Raw genomic sequence first — 15,637 nt, forward strand, 5'->3', positions numbered from 1 at the left:
CCGTTCCCTATTATAAATCCAATGCTTTTTTAAAAGCAACGCCAATTAACCCTTGACCGCCCCTGCTACCATGCCCTTCGTAATCCGGTTAGACAGGAAGAAGTAGATCAGGATAACCGGTAGCGCGCCCATGACGAGAAATGCGCCGATATCCCCGTAGTTGACTGAATACTGGCTAACGAAGGTATACACCCCGAATGGCAATGTTTTCAGCTTCTCGGATGAGATGAAGGTGGCTGCGAGAATATACTCGTTCCAGATATTGATGAAGGTCAGGATGCATACCGTCATTACCGGAGGAATTGACACCGGAAGAATAATGCTGCGGAAAATCCGGTATACACTGGCCCCGTCAATGAAGGCGGATTCCTCAATTTCGTGGGGAATGTCCCGCATGAAGCCTGAGAGAATAAAGACGGCGATTGGAGTGGAGAACGCAATGTACGGCAGAATCAGCGACCAATGCGTGTTCAGCACATGAATATGTTTGAAAATAATCATCAGCGGCAGCAGTGTGGCCTGCATCGGGATCATCATCCCCATCAGGAAAATTGTCATCACGAGATTACCGTATTTCCAGCGGAACCGTGAGATCGCATAAGCCACCATCGAAGCCAGCACAATGACGCATACCATCGTTGTTGCGGTAACAAATATGCTGTTGCTCAAGTATTTCAGATAACTGCCGGATGTGTAAGCCTCACTGTAGTTATGCCATTGGAATGATTTCGGCAAGGAAAAGAAGCTGCCGTCCATAATTTCTTCGTTAGTCTTCAGGGAGTAGAGTACTAACCATAACAGAGGGTACAGCTGGGTGACTACAGGAATGGCGAAAAGAAGATACACGATTCCTTTTTTAAATTTTTGCATGACCGCGCACTCCTTTTCTAATTAAACTTTCGTTCAATCCGGTTAAAGATCGTATTGATGAATCCGGTAAAGACCAGGCAGACCACAACCAGGAAGGTCGCAATCGCACTGCCATAGCCGTACTTGAAGGAGCCGAATGAGCTGGTGTACATGTGTGTGGAGATTACATCCGTTGCATGTGCCGGACCGCCGCCGGTCATAACCATCACCAGATCAAATGCCTGCAGGGAACCGATAAATGCAAGTACAATAGATATTTTAAAGATCGGGACAATCAGCGGGAGGGTAATGTAACGGTCCGCTTTGAAGCCGTCTGCCCCGTCTATTTTTGCCGCCTCATAGAGCTCATCCGGAATATTCTGTACCCCGGTATACTGAATCAGCAAATGATAACCGAAGTACTGCCACAGGGATACAAAATAGAGCGCGAACATCGCAATTTTGGGCTCAGTCAGCCAGTTATGTGTCCAGCTGTCCAGTCCCAGGGAGACCAATACGCCGTTAAGCATACCGCCCATCGATGTAGGGTTGTACACAGTTTTCCACAATTGTCCAATAATAACGACGGACAGAATGACCGGTGTAAAGTAAATAGACACCAGGGTATTTCCTTTTCTCAAATAACGGTTAAGCAAAATCGCCATGAACAGACATAGCGGAATTTCGATCATAGAAGCAACCGCATATAGCAGGGTTCTTCTTACGGACGGCCAGAACACCGGATCATTAAAGAACATATCCTTGAAATTGCCGAGGCCAATAAAGGTTGAAGCCGTTAAGCCATCCCATTTGAGCAGACCTGTGTATACGGACACTATAATGGGAACAAACACAAGGCACACATACAAGAGCAGACATGGCAATACGAAGACGGCTATTGTACGCGCTGGCACCTTAAGTACTTTCATCTTTCCCGCCTCCTAAACAAGCAGATTCTTTGTCTATATCCATTAGAACCCGGTGCGAAGCAGCCTTTTTGGGGCTCACTTCGCACCGGTAATGGTAGCTGTATTTATTAGAAACTATTCTTTATTTGCTTCAAAAGCGGTTTGGTGTTCTTTAGCTACAGCCGCGGAATCGACTTTTTGGACGAACAGGTTTTGGATACTGCTAAGGTGTACTTGAGCTGTGGCCGGATTCATGGTGTTATCGAATGCCAGATCTCCGCCCTTAACCTGGTTGAACAGACCGGCAATGTTTACAGCCAGATCCGAGTAACCGGCAGCTTTCAAATCGCCGTCTACCTTTTGACCGATACCTACAGCATTCTTAAGTTCAAATTGTTTCTTAGGATATTCCGAAGCGAAGAAGTGGAGGAAATCCTTGGTTTCCTGCAGGTGCTCGCTGTTAGCCGATACGGCAAATGCACTGCCTGGTGCCAGCATGAATTCATTAGGGTCACCCTTGCCATTAACGGTAGGGAACTGGAAGGCTCCAACTTTACCAGCTACAGAAGAAGCATCGATTGCGCCTGTTTCCCAAGATCCGATCGACCACATGGCGGCTTTACCGGTTTTGAAGATGTTACCTCCGGCATTGGCGTCAATGGAAGTTGCACCGTCCGGGAATGCGCCTGCCTGAACAAGCTGCTGGAACGCGTCTACTGCTTCAACGAAAGCAGGATCTTCAAAGGTTTTCTTGCCGTCAAGCACATCCTTCAGGAATCCGGGGCCGCCGTTGGTACGGAGCAGAATATTCATGAACAGGAATGAACCGGTCCAGGAATCCTTTTCACCGATGGCCATTGGGGTAATACCTTTATCTTTCAGGATTTTGACATCCTGCAGCAATTCTTCGAAGGTAGTTGGTGTGTTCTTAATTCCGGCTTGCTCGAAGAGTTCCTTGTTGTAGTACACTACTTCGATATTGTTACCGTCAGGAAGCGCGTACACATTGTTGTCAAAGCTGTAGTAGTCCAGCAGACCTTCCTGATAAGTGTCCTTCAGGCCGTCCTGGTCAAGCATATCGTTCAGCGGTGCGAACAATCCGGCGTCAACGAAAGGCTTCATTTGTGCAGCCGGGTTAACAATCGTAATATCGGGTACTTCTTTGGAAGCCGCCTGTGTTTTGAGTTTCACTTTTTGCTGGTCAGTATTCAGGGTATCCAGCTCAATTTTCACATTTGGATGTTCCTTCATGTACTGGTTAGTCAGTTCATGAATCATTTTGTAAGCGGGTGTCGCAGGGTCAGGATAGATGTTCTGGAAGGTGATCGTTACCTTTTTGCCGCTGTCCGTAGTTGCTGTAGCCGTGTTGCCGCTGTCAGTGCTCTTCGGTGCGTTAGTGGCTGCGCCTTCATTGCTCTTGTTGTCCGAGTTGCCGCAAGCTGCCAGGCTGAGTGCCATCACTGCGGTTAATCCGATGGCAAATGACTTTTGCATTTTTGTTTTGACCATTTGTTTAATGCCCCCTAACTCGTGATAGGCTTATTATCATCTGATTAAGCGCTTCCAACAAGGTGCGAACTACAGAATAAAGGTTTGTTTTTTCTATATATAAAATAAAAACTTCGAAAAACCGTTGCGCAGATATTTCGGCTGCATCCAAAATTTAAAGAATGCAAAACAGCGGCAGCCAACAGGGAAAGCCCCTTTATAGCTACCGCTTCTGCCATGTGATTTCCATGTGTGAAACTGTTAAGTTTGTTCCAGCCGCTGTTATTCACTGATTCCTTGATTTGAACCGCTAAATAGCGGTTGGAAAGTGTGAAGTGCTTATGCTTTCGATGGTAGCTTTCCTTCGAAAAGCTTTTAGGCGGACGCTACCGTTCCTACAAGTGATTTGTCTCCGATTTATTGAGAAATCTATTGCACGAAGTGCAATCATCCAATAAAACCACCTCTAACAATCGGAACCAAACCCTACAGTTCATACGTATAACTAACCCAGTGAAATAGTTAATGCTATTGTTATTGTCCCCGCTGCCACCCCTTCAAGACACTCAGCAGTCCGGGAACATCCAGCCCGTCCAGTGAAAAGGCTTTGCGCAGCAGATCATGGGGAATGAACTCATCATACTTCCCGAGGTAAGGCGCTTCATCGGGCCCGAGCAAAGACAGCGGATCGGTTGCCGCAGTGCTCTCGGCAATGATCTCCTCCTCCAGTGTTTCGGCATCAGTACGTCCGGCCACAACCATGTAATACGGCTCCATCGGCACGATGGAACGCAGCCCGAGCCGGCCCTTGAGGTTGTTCTTGAGCAGGCGTTCCAGCGTACGGAACTGCCGGCTTCCGGCCCAGGGCAGGATGAACATGGAGTCGCCGCCAGCGGGCAGCACTTCGCGTGTAAGCAGGCCGCTCTCCTTGGCCAGACGGCGCGCGCGTTCAAGCCTTGCAGCAGCGCTTGGCGCAAGATATGGATAGAGCGCTGTCGATCCCAGTACCTCACGGATCTTGGCCATAATGCGGGTATGCACATCGCCGCCTGCACCCAGCCATAAGGTATCTACCTTGCCCCGCGAGCTTTTGACATAGACCGCTTTGTGGCGGGTATCAACCTCCTCAATCTTCCACAGCTTACCGGCGAGGGTGAAGCAGTAGCCGGGCGGCGGCACCGTCGTAATTGAGCCGATCTCCTCGGTGCCGTTGTACACTACATGCTCTTCATCGTCCTTGAACACCGCATAGAAACGGAAGTTGTTCACGATCTTCTCCCCGGCCAGCCCAATCAGTACGGTGCCTTCCTCCATCATTTCGATATGGCCCATGCCGATCATATATTCCATAAAGGCATCGTAGTCAGCAGGGTCAATTCCCCTGAAGGACGGCAGGCTCAGTACGGCCTCCTTCAAATCCTCCGGCTCGGCTTCACCCATGCTCTTCAGAATGCTCATTGTCTGATGATACAGCAGGCCTACCGGAAGCTGCCGCACATTCAGCGGCTCGACCCATTTCTCGCGCACGTACAGCTCGATGACCGCTATCGCCCGCAGCAGCGTCCACGGCATCCGCGCCGGAAGCTGCGCTTCCTCGTCCTCTTCCTCCGGCGTGACGAAGATCATCTCCGAGGCGGCATCGCCGCGCCGCCCGGAGCGTCCCAGCCGCTGGACGAAGCTCGCGCAGCTGTAGGGCGCCCCGAGCTGAAGCACCCGTTCCAGCTCGCCAAGGTCAATGCCCAGCTCCAGCGTAAGCGTCGCTGCGGCCACTGCCGGGCCCGGACCCTGGCGGAGCGCAGCTTCCGTCTCTTCGCGCAGCATCGCGGAGATGCTCCCGTGATGCACATGGAACACATCCCGCTCCCCGCGCTTCGCGGCCACCCGCCGCATCTCGAGGATGGTCTCCTCCGCATCCGTGCGGCTGTTCGTGAAGACCAGCGCCTTCTTCAGATGCGTGTGGTCATAGATGAAATCGTAATAGGCCTGACGCGCCTGTTCCAGATGCTCGGCCTGTACCTCGTCCCGCGCATCCGGGAACGAGAAGTGCTCGACGCTGAGGCGGAGCTTGCGTCCTCCTTGCGGCGCCGACACCTCCACGCTCTCCCGCGTTCCGGCGGCCAGCCATTCCGTCACGGAGGCGTAGTCGCTGAGCGTGGCGGAGAGCCCTATCCGGCGCGGATGGCAGCCGGCCATCCGCGAGATCCGCGCCAGCTGGCTCAGCACCTGGATGCCGCGGTCCGCGCCCATAAACGCATGCACTTCATCGACAATGATGAAGCGCAGATCATGGAACAGGGCCGGAATGGCGTTCGGCCTGTTCATGAGCAGACCTTCCAGCGACTCCGGGGTAATCTGGAGGACGCCGGAAGGCTTCTGCATCAGCTTCGTCTTATCCGCCTGCGGCACGTCGCCATGCCAGTGCCAGACCGGGATGTTGCCTTCGCGCAGCAAATCATTTAACCGTGTGAATTGATCATTAATCAGCGCTTTGAGCGGCGCAATATAGAGAATTCCCACGGAGCCGGACGGACGCTCGTACAGCTCGGTCAGCGCCGGAAAAAAAGCCGCCTCCGTCTTGCCGGAAGCCGTGCCGGAGGCAATCAGAAGATGATGCGGCGTATCGAACAGCACGCGGCAGGCATCCACCTGTGCCTCCCGCAGCGTCTCCCAGCGGTTTTTATAGATGAATTCTTTAATGAAAGGTGCCAGCCTATAGAACGGATTGTCACTCATAGGTCAAACTCCGCGAGCAGCCCGTCTAGCTCATTCTCTTCTGCAGCAGCCGGTTTGGATGTGCGTTCGCCAACCAGCTTCTCGAAGGAAATCTCCGGGTGCTGGCTGAGCGTATGCAGCAGGTCCATGAAGTCACGCACGACTTCACGCGGGGTCAGCAGCTCGTCCGCGCCGAGTCTGCCGACAGCCTCCTCCATGAAATGGACCAGCTGATCCTGTGTCAGCCTGGCCTCATAATCGTAATGCAGGGCATGAATATCCCGCAGCTTCTGCAGCAGCACCAGTATCTCTTCATGTGAGAGCATCTCCAGCGCAATGATCGGGCCGGTGAAGTTGTTCAGTCCGGCTGCGCCGTACCGCCCGGCAACAAGCCGGGAACGCAGCGCTTCGTAGCTGAACAGGCCCCGCCGTCCGTCCTCAACGAACTGCGGGGTGCCCCCGATGAAGATCCCCAACCGCTCGGCTTTGCCCTGCATGGTGTCATTGAACATGGTCAGCAACTTCTCATAGTTGCTCTGCCGGGAGATGCTGTTTGTGATCTTATAGAGGTTCACGCCTTCATCAATGAACAGCAGCAACCCTTTATAACCGATCGCCCCGGTGAATTCTGCCCATAGCTTCATGTAATCGTACCAGTTGTCATCGTCGATAATAACACCTACACCCAGCGCCTTCCGCGCCTCCGTGCGGGTGGCGAACTCGCCGCGCAGCCAGCGCAGCGCATCCTGCTTCAGCTCATCCTCTCCATGCTTATGCCCGTTCCAATACGCGGCCAGCACCTTGGCAAAATCAAATCCGTGCACCAGCCCGCGCATCTCGGAAGCCACGGTATAGATCCGCTGTTCTACCTCTTCCCCAAGCTGCGGGGAGTCAGGCAAATAACCGTTCTCCTTCATCACCGCCTGCTGGAGGGTAACAATCCATTTCTGCAGCATAATCTCCAGAGCACCGCCATCGGGACGTGTGCGTGTCGATAAATGGCTCATCAGCTCCCGGTAGGTTCCCAGGCCCTGCCCCTTGGTTCCGACCAGCCGGCGTTCCGGCGAAAGATCGGCATCGGCGACCACGAAGTCCCGGTCCATCGCATAGTTGCGGATAATCTGGAGCAGAAAGCTTTTGCCGCTGCCGAATTTACCGGTGATCAGCTTGAAGGCGGCGCCTCCTTCGGCAATATTGTCCATGTCTCTAAGTATCGCTTCCACTTCCGGCCGGCGACCGACTGCAATATGCTCCAGCCCGATTCGAGGTACCACTCCTGCGGTCAGCGAGTTAACCAGCGCCGTTGTCATGCGTTTTGGTATTTTCAATTCATTCATTCCGGAATTCACCTCATTAAATAATGCAGCATAGAAATCCATTCGTCAGCTACTTGTTCTCCATCGATCAGCAAATCGCCGAGGTGGTTCATTGCAAGCTCATTGATTTCATCGAACAACAGTTCCGGCATCGTTCCTGTGGAAGCTGCTAATTTGTTCACCATGAGGAGCCCATCCTCCTCAGCCAGCGCTAGTGCCGCTTCACGCTGAAGTGGAGTCAGCTCTGCATTAAACTGCTCCCATTCCGGATGGTCCCCGGCTTCTGTGTTCGCGGTCACGGTATTCATGTCATCCCTCACTGCCTCAGCTTCATCCAGCTCTACGACAGTAGCTTGTTCCGCGGGTATGATTGCCTGCTGTTCAGTGATTTCTGGCTCAGCATTATCATCATTATTTTCAGGCTCAGCCATATCCTCCACCGTCAGCAGCGTCCGGACCACCTCAGAATCGTTCTGCAGTTGCTCCAGCTTCCGCTGATCAATGACAACTGCCGGCCCCTTCGCTTCCCGCTCGGCTTTAAGGAACTCCCGCTGCAGATACTTGCCGATCAGCTCGTCCATATCCGCATCGACCTTGATATCCTTCAGCCGTCCCCGATAGCCCATCAGCTCGCGCAGCTTATTCTCGGTCAGACGGAACAGGCGGGTGATCAAGCTGCGCAGCGGCGGTGATTTGCTGATCCGTACAACAGGTACAAGCACTGAATAGCCATAGAGTGAGATATCATATACTGCACTGCGGAACAAATACCGCTCTCTCATCACCACCGGCCCCGGCGGAAACATCTCTACCAGATTCGATCCGTGCTTGCGGGCGACATAAGCATCGATTAACGCCACAACCAGAGGGATGTATCGTTCTGCGGCTTCTTTACCCTCACCTAAATAGAACTTGGATTTGCTGATATCATAGTCAGACATCACCGTTAACACTTCGAAGGTCAGCTGCTCCGGGGCAGCTGTCAGGCAGCGCATTAATTCAATCTCTGCCAGATCACCGGCAAGTCCGCGGGAACGAGCGACGATGCCCGACAGCGGTACCTCCAGCTTATGGACGAAAGCGAAGTCGGCTATCCAGCCGCCGAGATATTGATCCAGCCGTTTGTACTGATCCCTGTACGCTTCCCATATCTGACCCATCTGACGGTAACCGTCCTGCGGATCTGTCCAGCCCACCCCGTTGATCAGCTCATACACATGCAGGAAGATATAGGAAAGATCCGTCTTCGGATACCTGCCCTGCCTCACCTCATCCCGCCAGAAGAAATACCACCTGCTCTGCGCTCCGGTCATATGCCCGTAGGTCGGCCAATAGCTCTTAAAGGGGACAAACAGCGCCGCCGGCCCCTTTTCTCCGGCCAATTCCCTCGCACGTGCAACAAATTGGCTTTCTGTTGTCGTCACCGGTTCAGGCTTCTCTTCCATATCCCAAAGCTGAATCTGAACCGCATCCTCTGAACTTTTTTTGGGTTTAGCGGCGGGAGGGACGGGTATCCCGGATTTCCCTTCACTACGCGGAGGGATCGGAACGTTCTGCTCCGTGCTTTCCCAGACCAGTTCCGTGAAATGCGGCTGGTTCCTTTCACTTGTCATCTTCCTCACTCCAATTCACTAACTGCAGACGTGATTTCTTCCAGTTCTTATGAAAAAACGGTCCTGTTCACAAGGTGTGAAGGAACCGTTCTGTTCGCGAATTATCCGAGCCTCTTGTACAATTCACTATTCATATTAGCACTGTTGCCGGAATGACATCAAGTAGCAGATAGACAAGATTGTGTGCTTATTCGAGCTCGATCCCTTTGGTCTCTTTTCCCAGCAGCAGCACCGCAAGCGCACCAATAACAATCGTTACGAAAAACAGCATAAATATCGAGCTGATGCCAACTGATTTCCCTACGAGCACACCGACCAGCAGCGGAGCCAGAATCCCGCCGATCCGGCCAAAGGAGGTAGCCAGCCCAGCACCTGTAGAGCGGATTGCTGTCGGATACAGCTCAGGAGTGTAGGCATACATACCGCCCCATGCGCCGAGATTGAAGAAGGATAGGCAGATCCCGGCAGCCATGAGCATTCCTTCGGTCGTCGCATTACCGAACCAGGCAGCACTTCCTGCAGTTAGCAGTAAATAAATAACAAGCACAAACTTACGCCCGAACTTCTCTATGAAATACGCGGCTGTGAAGTAACCAGGCAGCTGAGCGAGCGTCATGATGAGCACATATTCGAAGCTCTTGACGAGGCTGAAGCCTTTCAGCACCATCACCGTAGGCAGCCACAGGAACATTCCATAGTAAGAGAAGACCACGGTGAACCAAAGAATCCACAGCATAATCGTCGAACGGCGGTACTCCGGTGACCAGACAGTAGCAATCCGCGTACCCAGCGGTACCGGTGCTTTTTTCTTCATTTCCGCAAACCGCGGTGAATCCTCGATGGCACGGCGTAAATAAAGAGCGTATAACGCCGGAATGGCCCCTATGGCAAAAGCTACTCGCCAGCCGTAATCCGGAATGACGAAATAGGCGATTAAGGCCGCAGCGATCCAGCCCACCGCCCAAAAGCTCTCCAGAAGGACGACAGCCCTTCCTCTTTCCGCAGCGGGCATGCTCTCGGATACTAGCGTTGAGGCAACAGGTAATTCTCCGCCCAGGCCGAACCCGGCAATAAACCGTAGTACACACAGTATGGCAAAGCCCGCCGCAAAAGCCGATAAGCCGCTCGCCAGTGAGAAGATCAGCAGCGTCCATAGCAGCACTGATTTGCGGCCGAAACGGTCGGCCAGAATGCCAGCCGCCGCAGCACCGGCCGCCATCCCTAGAGAATTTATACTGGTTAAGAGTCCGATCTTCTCCGGACCCAGCTCCCACTCTTTAGCCAGCGCGGCAACGACAAACGAGATCATCCCGACATCCATGGCGTCGAACATCCAGCTTAAACCAGCGCTCAGCAGCAGCTTGCGCCTCTTCGGATCGCGCAGCAGCGTCATTTGATTCATCCTCAAGCACCTCTTTCTAACTCCGACTATTCTACCTGGAACGATTTGTTACTCCTACACATTTTAATTTTGCAATGATTAAAAATCAAGGAATAACTCAGCATTAAAGTATTGCCTAGCCAGTGACTGAAAATAACAGGTCTGCACGGAAATCGCCGCAATCATCAGCATGTTCTGTACGGCATCCTTTTGCGACCGTGTGAGATGTGTAAGCCTGTCCATTCTTTTCTCCAGAAATCCACTGATGGTTCTGTCCGTTTTCCAGGAATATTCCTTATGGGCACTCCGTTCAGCAATCCCCTGCGCCTGTAGAGCCGGACTTGTCTTGAGGTCCTCAAACAGCTCGGCATACCCGTAGTACAGTTCCGCCGGTTCAACCAGATCATCATCATCACGTTCGGGCTTCAGGAACAGGATGCGGAAGAGCTGGCGGATGCTCTCGAAATCAAGCACTGCTTTGAGGTCGTCTATTATAAACAGAAGCGCGGCCTGATTCACTGAATATTTCTTCCCTTCCCGCGGTGAACCTAAATATTCTTTGAAATCGCGTTTCACCCAGTTCTGCATAGCGGTAACAGATAGTGTGGAATACTCAATCAGATGTCCCAGGGCAGCGATGTCTGCAAGTGAAAGGCCTTTGACTCTGGTACCTTTAATAATTTTCTGCAGGATCGGCGGGATATCCGTAGATAAAAAAGCAGGCAGGGACAACCCCTTCTGCACTTCTTCCTGATGGAATTTGGTCCAGGCTTCCTGCAATATACGCAGCGGCTTCCGATCACCATTTTCGGTCAGGGACAGCAGCAGACCCGACATTTCTTTGCGGCTCAAAGTAAAAGCTTCCATAGATGGCACCCCTTCGCCATTTGATTTTTCGTTTAAAAGTTCGTACAATAAGTTCATATGAACTCATAATATGAGTATAACCTATTTTAAAGACGAGAGGGATGGTAAAGATTTTATGGGTATAGGACTTAGTTTGACGTTGGTGGCTATTTTGATTATCTTAACCGCTTTTTTTGTAGCTACGGAATTTGCAGTGGTACGGCTTAGAGGCAGCCAGGTGAGCCAGATGGTCCTCGATGGCAAGAAGAATGCACTTGCTGTGCAGCGGGTTTCCGCTAACCTGGATGGTTATCTGTCCGCTTGTCAGCTTGGGATTACCATCACCGCACTCGGTATCGGGGCACTTGCTGAACCGGCTTTTGAGCAGCTGCTGCTGCCACTGTTCGATATGGTGAATATCAGCCACAGCGTCAGTGAGCCTATTGCGTTCGCATTAGCCTTCATTATTGCAACCTTCCTGCACGTGGTCGTGGGTGAGCTTGCTCCGAAGACTGCAGCTATAAACATTCCGGAAAAAATCGGTCAATTTACTTCACCGCTGATTATTTGGTTCTACAAAATTCTTTACCCTTTGATTTGGATTATGAACGGCTCCGCCAATATGCTTGTCCGTCTGTTCGGGATGAAGCCGGCCAGTGAGCATGGTGATGCGCATTCCGAGGAAGAAATTCGTCTGATCCTCTCTGAGAGTTATGAGAATGGAAAGATCAACAAAGCTGAATACGGTTATGTGAACCGGATCTTTAATTTTGATGAAATGCTGGCCAAGGAAATTATGGTGCCGCGGACCGATATGATCTGCCTGTTCTCCAATCACTCATTAAAGGAGAATTTCGACATCATCCGCAAGGAACAATACACCCGTTTCCCGGTTGCAGATGGCAGTAAAGACAATATTATTGGCATGATCAACACGAAGCAGCTGTATTTACAATATGATAATGATCCTGATTTCGATTTCAAAAAGCTGATTCTGCCGCTGCTGACCGTATCCGAGGTTACACCGGTCAAAACCCTGCTGACCCGCATGCAGCTGGAGCGTGTGCACATTGCCCTGCTGCTGGATGAATATGGCGGAACCTCAGGTCTGATTACAATTGAAGACATTCTGGAAGAGATTGTCGGTGAGATTCGTGATGAGTTCGACGGGGATGAGAGAAGGAATGTGGAGAAGCTCAGCGATTCCCATTACCTCTTCGACGGCAAGGTTTCACTGCTTGAGATTAAACAGAAGGCCGGCATTGATTTGCATGATGACGAGGTAACGACTATCGGGGGCTGGCTGTACAGCCACTTGGACGAGCCGGCAATCGGCAAAAGCATTGACCATGAGCATATTACCCTTACGGTACGTGAAATGAATAAGAACCGTATCCGCAAGGTTGAGGTGCATATCGGTCAGAAAAATACGGCAGATTCGTCACAGCATCAGGAATAATCAGGCTCATAGTGAAGTAGAAGGATAATTTATAGTATGAATCATATAAACCTTATATAGAAGAAAGGCGCCCCTTTACAGGAGCGCCTTTCTTATGCCCATATCCGAACGGATCCGATTAACGGTTAAATAGAATTTCTCCCGTCAATTCTAACAGAACTACCGGCAGAAATTCCAGTTAATCAATAATCTTGCTCATATAATACTCGTCCACCCATTCTCCGCCGATGTTCAAAGATTTCTTCTTCATGCCTTCAATCTCAAATCCGCATTTCTTATACAGTGCGATCCCCCGCTCATTATGGGTCATAACAGTAAGTTCAAGGCGTACGATACGCGCGGATCGTGCCCAAGCTTCCATTTCCTGAAATAATCCGCTGCCGATCCCCATGCCCTGATACTGCTGCAGGATACCAATAACAATGTAGGCACTGTGTTTATTCCGCCTTACACTGCCACCCCTGACCGATAGATAACCGGCCAGCCCCCCATTCACCTCTGCTCCGATCAATATCGAAGTTTCCGAGGCGGTAAAGCTCTCAATCATTTCTTTGACCTGCTGCAGCCCGGTCTGACGTTCATCAGGCTCCAGCAGCATAAATGAAGACTCCCGGTCCAGAGCATGCTGCAGACTTAACAGTCCGGCAGCATCCTCTGGAACGAGCTTCCGCAGTGTTACGATCATGGCCAGTCCCCCTCCCGTCACCTTCAACAGCGGCAAATCATCAGAACATTCCCATCCGGGTCTTTGAAATTGAACCAGTGATCATGCTCGATATCTGTGAGTATCTCTGCCCCGCTCGCTTTGACATAATCATAAGCAGCATCAATATCCTCTGTGTTCAAATGAAAGGAAGGTACTTTGAGCACGGATTCAGAAGTGAAAATTTTACTGTCCAGAACAATTCCCGGGCCCTGCATCGGCACCACATATAAATGTCCGAACAATACCTCGCCATCCAGCGGAAGTCCCAATAAGCTGCAGTACCAGTTCTTTGACCTTTCAATGTCGCTGACCGGGATGAAGACGGCGCCAATCTGATTCAGAATCGGACTTGTCACAGCGAGTATAGCCTCCTCTAAGAATTGAAGAATAGGTTTAACACTTATTAATTCGATAAAATCTGCCAATTTCCTGCGCTCTTTAGTGAAGCGGCAACTACTTATGATATAATCTTGGCAAATTATATTATGATGTCAGGAGAATTATTTTGGCTAATTTATCACTCGCGCATCTTAGACTGACACCCCCCAAAATATTATCGCTTGGATTTATCCTGCTGATCGCAGCCGGAACACTGCTATTATATTTACCTGCTGCTTCGACGGGTGACCGTATTTCATTCATCGATGCATTATTCATGGCAACTTCAGCCACCTGTGTTACCGGACTTGCCGTTATTGATACCGGAACCGAATTGACCGTATTCGGCCAGGTTGTGTTACTGGTACTGTTCCAGTTCGGAGGTCTGGGTTTCATAACAATGGCGACTTTAATTACGCTGGTGCTCAGCAAACGGATTTCACTGAAAGAACGGCTGCTGCTCCAGGAATCGATGAACCAGAATTCGATGCAGGGAATCGTAAAGCTGATCCGCCGGGTATTAATCTACTCGCTCGTAATTCAGCTCAGTGGAGCCATATTGCTTGCTGCAAGATTTTTGATAGATATGCCGGTTGGCAAAGCCTTGTACTACGGATTGTTCCATAGCGTTTCTATCTTCAACAACGCCGGCTTCGATCTCTTCGGAGACGTCCACGGGCCATTCAGCGGCCTTACCCGTTATGTAGAGGATCCGATTGTGAATATTACGTCCATGCTGCTGATCTTCCTCGGCGGCATTGGCTTTATCGTACTGTCAGACGTAGTTGACTTTCCGAAGCGCAAACGGCTGACCCTGCATTCCAAAGTAGTCTTGTCTAGTTCAGCAGCTCTGATCGTGATCGGTGCGGCAGTCTTTTTCTGGCTGGAGCTGAATTCTACGCTGAAACCGCTGCATGCCGGAGGTAAAATTATGGCCTCCTTCCTGCAGGCGATTACCCCGCGTTCCGGTGGCGTCACTACGATTGAGATCCCGCTGCTGCGCGAATCTACCCAGTTTCTGATGATTCTGCTGATGTTCATCGGGGCTGCGCCCGGATCTACCGGGGGCGGTATCAAAATCACCACCTTTGCCCTTCTGGTCGTTACTGTATATGCCAGAATCCGGGGCAAGGAGGATATTGTCATGTTCCGCCACCGGATATCCAAAGACAATGTCTATCGGGCGATTACAATGACGCTGTTGTCACTAATTCTCGTCGTAACCGCGACTATGCTGCTGTCGGTTACAGAGAGTGCAGACTTCCTGACCGTACTGTTTGAGGCTGTGTCCGCATTCGGCACCTCCGGTATAACGATGGGACTGACACCGGAGCTGACGACGGCCGGTAAAATTCTGGTCATCATTCTGATGTTCGTCGGGCGGACAGGACCCCTAACTCTTGCCTATGCGATTAAACCCAAAAAAAATAAAGAGCTTTACCGGTACCCCGAAGGCAACATTACTATCGGCTAAATGAATAAAAATGCGACCCTTAGCAGGCAGGCACTCTTGTCCTCCTCTAAGCGGTCGCATTTTTTGCTTGTTATTCTTCTACGTCCTCCTGGGTGTCCAAAGCGGCATCCAGCAGCTGATTAAAGAAATCATCGTCGTTCTCCAGCAGAGTATCCACTTCCAGGAACTGCTCTTCACTTCCCGGCTCGCCGGCGAAGCTTAGACTGTAATCCCATTCACTGCCGCGTTTGCTGAAAAAAGTGATCTCATACGGGAACTTATGCTGCTCAATGGTGAATACTGTTCTCCCGACAAAGCTTTTGTCTTCCTCGCGTTTCAGCTCTGCTTTGACAATTTCTACGTTCATGCTTTTTCCTACCTTTCATCAGTTCAATCTCACATCCCCAGTATAGCATTGATATATGGGCAATTTCCTCTCTTTACTGCGCAATTGACTTTTTTCATCCGGCGGTTAATAATTTAATACAATGCATATATAGAACTAAAAATATACCAAATGGAGGAAAA

At 50.9% G+C, this 15,637-nt stretch carries 13 protein-coding genes; 2 read left to right on the forward strand and 11 right to left on the reverse strand.

Going from position 1 to position 15,637, the window contains the following annotated elements; translation table 11 throughout:
* Positions 1–45: 45 nt before the first annotated feature.
* From JRJ22_RS14315 to JRJ22_RS14350, 8 genes are all read right to left on the reverse strand, one after another.
* On the reverse strand, positions 46–870 hold the full coding sequence (locus JRJ22_RS14315) for a carbohydrate ABC transporter permease (protein WP_206100203.1): 825 nt from the start codon (positions 868–870) through the stop codon (positions 46–48).
* 17 nt (positions 871–887) lie between these two features.
* Positions 888–1,778, reverse strand: coding sequence for a carbohydrate ABC transporter permease (locus tag JRJ22_RS14320; RefSeq protein WP_206100204.1), 891 nt, complete (start codon positions 1,776–1,778; stop codon positions 888–890).
* 114 nt (positions 1,779–1,892) lie between these two features.
* Complete coding sequence (locus JRJ22_RS14325; RefSeq protein ID WP_206100205.1) at positions 1,893–3,266, reverse strand: extracellular solute-binding protein; 1,374 nt, start codon at positions 3,264–3,266, stop codon at positions 1,893–1,895.
* A 513-nt stretch (positions 3,267–3,779) separates the two neighbouring features.
* The gene (locus JRJ22_RS14330) at positions 3,780–5,978 is read right to left on the reverse strand and encodes a DEAD/DEAH box helicase (RefSeq protein WP_206100206.1); all 2,199 of its coding nucleotides are present in this window, start codon (positions 5,976–5,978) and stop codon (positions 3,780–3,782) included.
* Positions 5,975–7,294, reverse strand: a complete 1,320-nt coding sequence (locus tag JRJ22_RS14335; RefSeq protein ID WP_206100207.1) for an ATP-binding protein — start codon at positions 7,292–7,294, stop codon at positions 5,975–5,977. Before JRJ22_RS14335 ends, JRJ22_RS14330 begins: the two co-directional genes overlap by 4 nt.
* Positions 7,295–7,302: 8 nt before the next feature.
* Complete coding sequence (locus tag JRJ22_RS14340) at positions 7,303–8,886, reverse strand: TerB N-terminal domain-containing protein (protein WP_206100208.1); 1,584 nt, start codon at positions 8,884–8,886, stop codon at positions 7,303–7,305.
* A gap of 187 nt (positions 8,887–9,073) precedes the next feature.
* Entirely contained in the window at positions 9,074–10,288 is a 1,215-nt protein-coding gene (locus tag JRJ22_RS14345; RefSeq protein ID WP_206100209.1) for an MFS transporter, read from the reverse strand.
* A gap of 78 nt (positions 10,289–10,366) precedes the next feature.
* Positions 10,367–11,134 (reverse strand): DUF1836 domain-containing protein, encoded by a 768-nt coding sequence (locus tag JRJ22_RS14350; protein WP_206100210.1) that lies wholly within the window; start codon positions 11,132–11,134, stop codon positions 10,367–10,369.
* Between the two features lie 115 nt (positions 11,135–11,249).
* Between JRJ22_RS14350 and JRJ22_RS14355 the strand changes: the two genes are divergently transcribed.
* On the forward strand, positions 11,250–12,572 hold the full coding sequence (locus JRJ22_RS14355) for a hemolysin family protein (RefSeq protein WP_206100211.1): 1,323 nt from the start codon (positions 11,250–11,252) through the stop codon (positions 12,570–12,572).
* Between the two features lie 178 nt (positions 12,573–12,750).
* On the opposite strand, the gene JRJ22_RS14360 is transcribed toward JRJ22_RS14355, so the two are convergent.
* Together JRJ22_RS14360 and JRJ22_RS14365 are read right to left on the reverse strand one after the other, a co-directional pair.
* Complete coding sequence (locus JRJ22_RS14360) at positions 12,751–13,257, reverse strand: GNAT family N-acetyltransferase (protein ID WP_206100212.1); 507 nt, start codon at positions 13,255–13,257, stop codon at positions 12,751–12,753.
* Between the two features lie 23 nt (positions 13,258–13,280).
* Positions 13,281–13,634, reverse strand: coding sequence for a VOC family protein (locus tag JRJ22_RS14365; protein WP_206100213.1), 354 nt, complete (start codon positions 13,632–13,634; stop codon positions 13,281–13,283).
* Between the two features lie 149 nt (positions 13,635–13,783).
* Here JRJ22_RS14365 and JRJ22_RS14370 point away from each other — a divergent pair, with 149 nt between their 5' ends.
* Positions 13,784–15,130, forward strand: coding sequence for a TrkH family potassium uptake protein (locus JRJ22_RS14370; protein ID WP_206100214.1), 1,347 nt, complete (start codon positions 13,784–13,786; stop codon positions 15,128–15,130).
* A gap of 70 nt (positions 15,131–15,200) precedes the next feature.
* Here the strand turns inward: JRJ22_RS14370 and JRJ22_RS14375 are convergent, their stop codons facing one another.
* On the reverse strand, positions 15,201–15,476 hold the full coding sequence (locus JRJ22_RS14375) for a hypothetical protein (protein WP_206100215.1): 276 nt from the start codon (positions 15,474–15,476) through the stop codon (positions 15,201–15,203).
* Between the last annotated feature and the right edge of the window lie 161 nt (positions 15,477–15,637).

Origin of the sequence: Paenibacillus tianjinensis (genome assembly GCF_017086365.1) — a bacterium.
GTDB classification, from domain to species: Bacteria; Bacillota; Bacilli; order Paenibacillales; family Paenibacillaceae; genus Paenibacillus_AQ; species Paenibacillus_AQ tianjinensis.

What these genes read in the sequence shown, in the direction of transcription:
- JRJ22_RS14320 (WP_206100204.1), bottom strand. Translation starts at nt 1,778, where the DNA reads ATGAAAGTACTTAAGGTGCCAGCGCGTACAATAGCCGTCTTCGTATTG.
- JRJ22_RS14375 (WP_206100215.1), bottom strand. Translation starts at nt 15,476, where the DNA reads ATGAACGTAGAAATTGTCAAAGCAGAGCTGAAACGCGAGGAAGACAAA.
- JRJ22_RS14325 (WP_206100205.1), bottom strand. Translation starts at nt 3,266, where the DNA reads ATGGTCAAAACAAAAATGCAAAAGTCATTTGCCATCGGATTAACCGCA.
- JRJ22_RS14360 (WP_206100212.1), bottom strand. Translation starts at nt 13,257, where the DNA reads ATGATCGTAACACTGCGGAAGCTCGTTCCAGAGGATGCTGCCGGACTG.
- JRJ22_RS14330 (WP_206100206.1), bottom strand. Translation starts at nt 5,978, where the DNA reads ATGAGTGACAATCCGTTCTATAGGCTGGCACCTTTCATTAAAGAATTC.
- JRJ22_RS14345 (WP_206100209.1), bottom strand. Translation starts at nt 10,288, where the DNA reads ATGAATCAAATGACGCTGCTGCGCGATCCGAAGAGGCGCAAGCTGCTG.
- JRJ22_RS14335 (WP_206100207.1), bottom strand. Translation starts at nt 7,294, where the DNA reads ATGAATGAATTGAAAATACCAAAACGCATGACAACGGCGCTGGTTAAC.
- JRJ22_RS14350 (WP_206100210.1), bottom strand. Translation starts at nt 11,134, where the DNA reads ATGGAAGCTTTTACTTTGAGCCGCAAAGAAATGTCGGGTCTGCTGCTG.
- JRJ22_RS14315 (WP_206100203.1), bottom strand. Translation starts at nt 870, where the DNA reads ATGCAAAAATTTAAAAAAGGAATCGTGTATCTTCTTTTCGCCATTCCT.
- JRJ22_RS14340 (WP_206100208.1), bottom strand. Translation starts at nt 8,886, where the DNA reads ATGACAAGTGAAAGGAACCAGCCGCATTTCACGGAACTGGTCTGGGAA.
- JRJ22_RS14355 (WP_206100211.1), top strand. Translation starts at nt 11,250, where the DNA reads ATGGGTATAGGACTTAGTTTGACGTTGGTGGCTATTTTGATTATCTTA.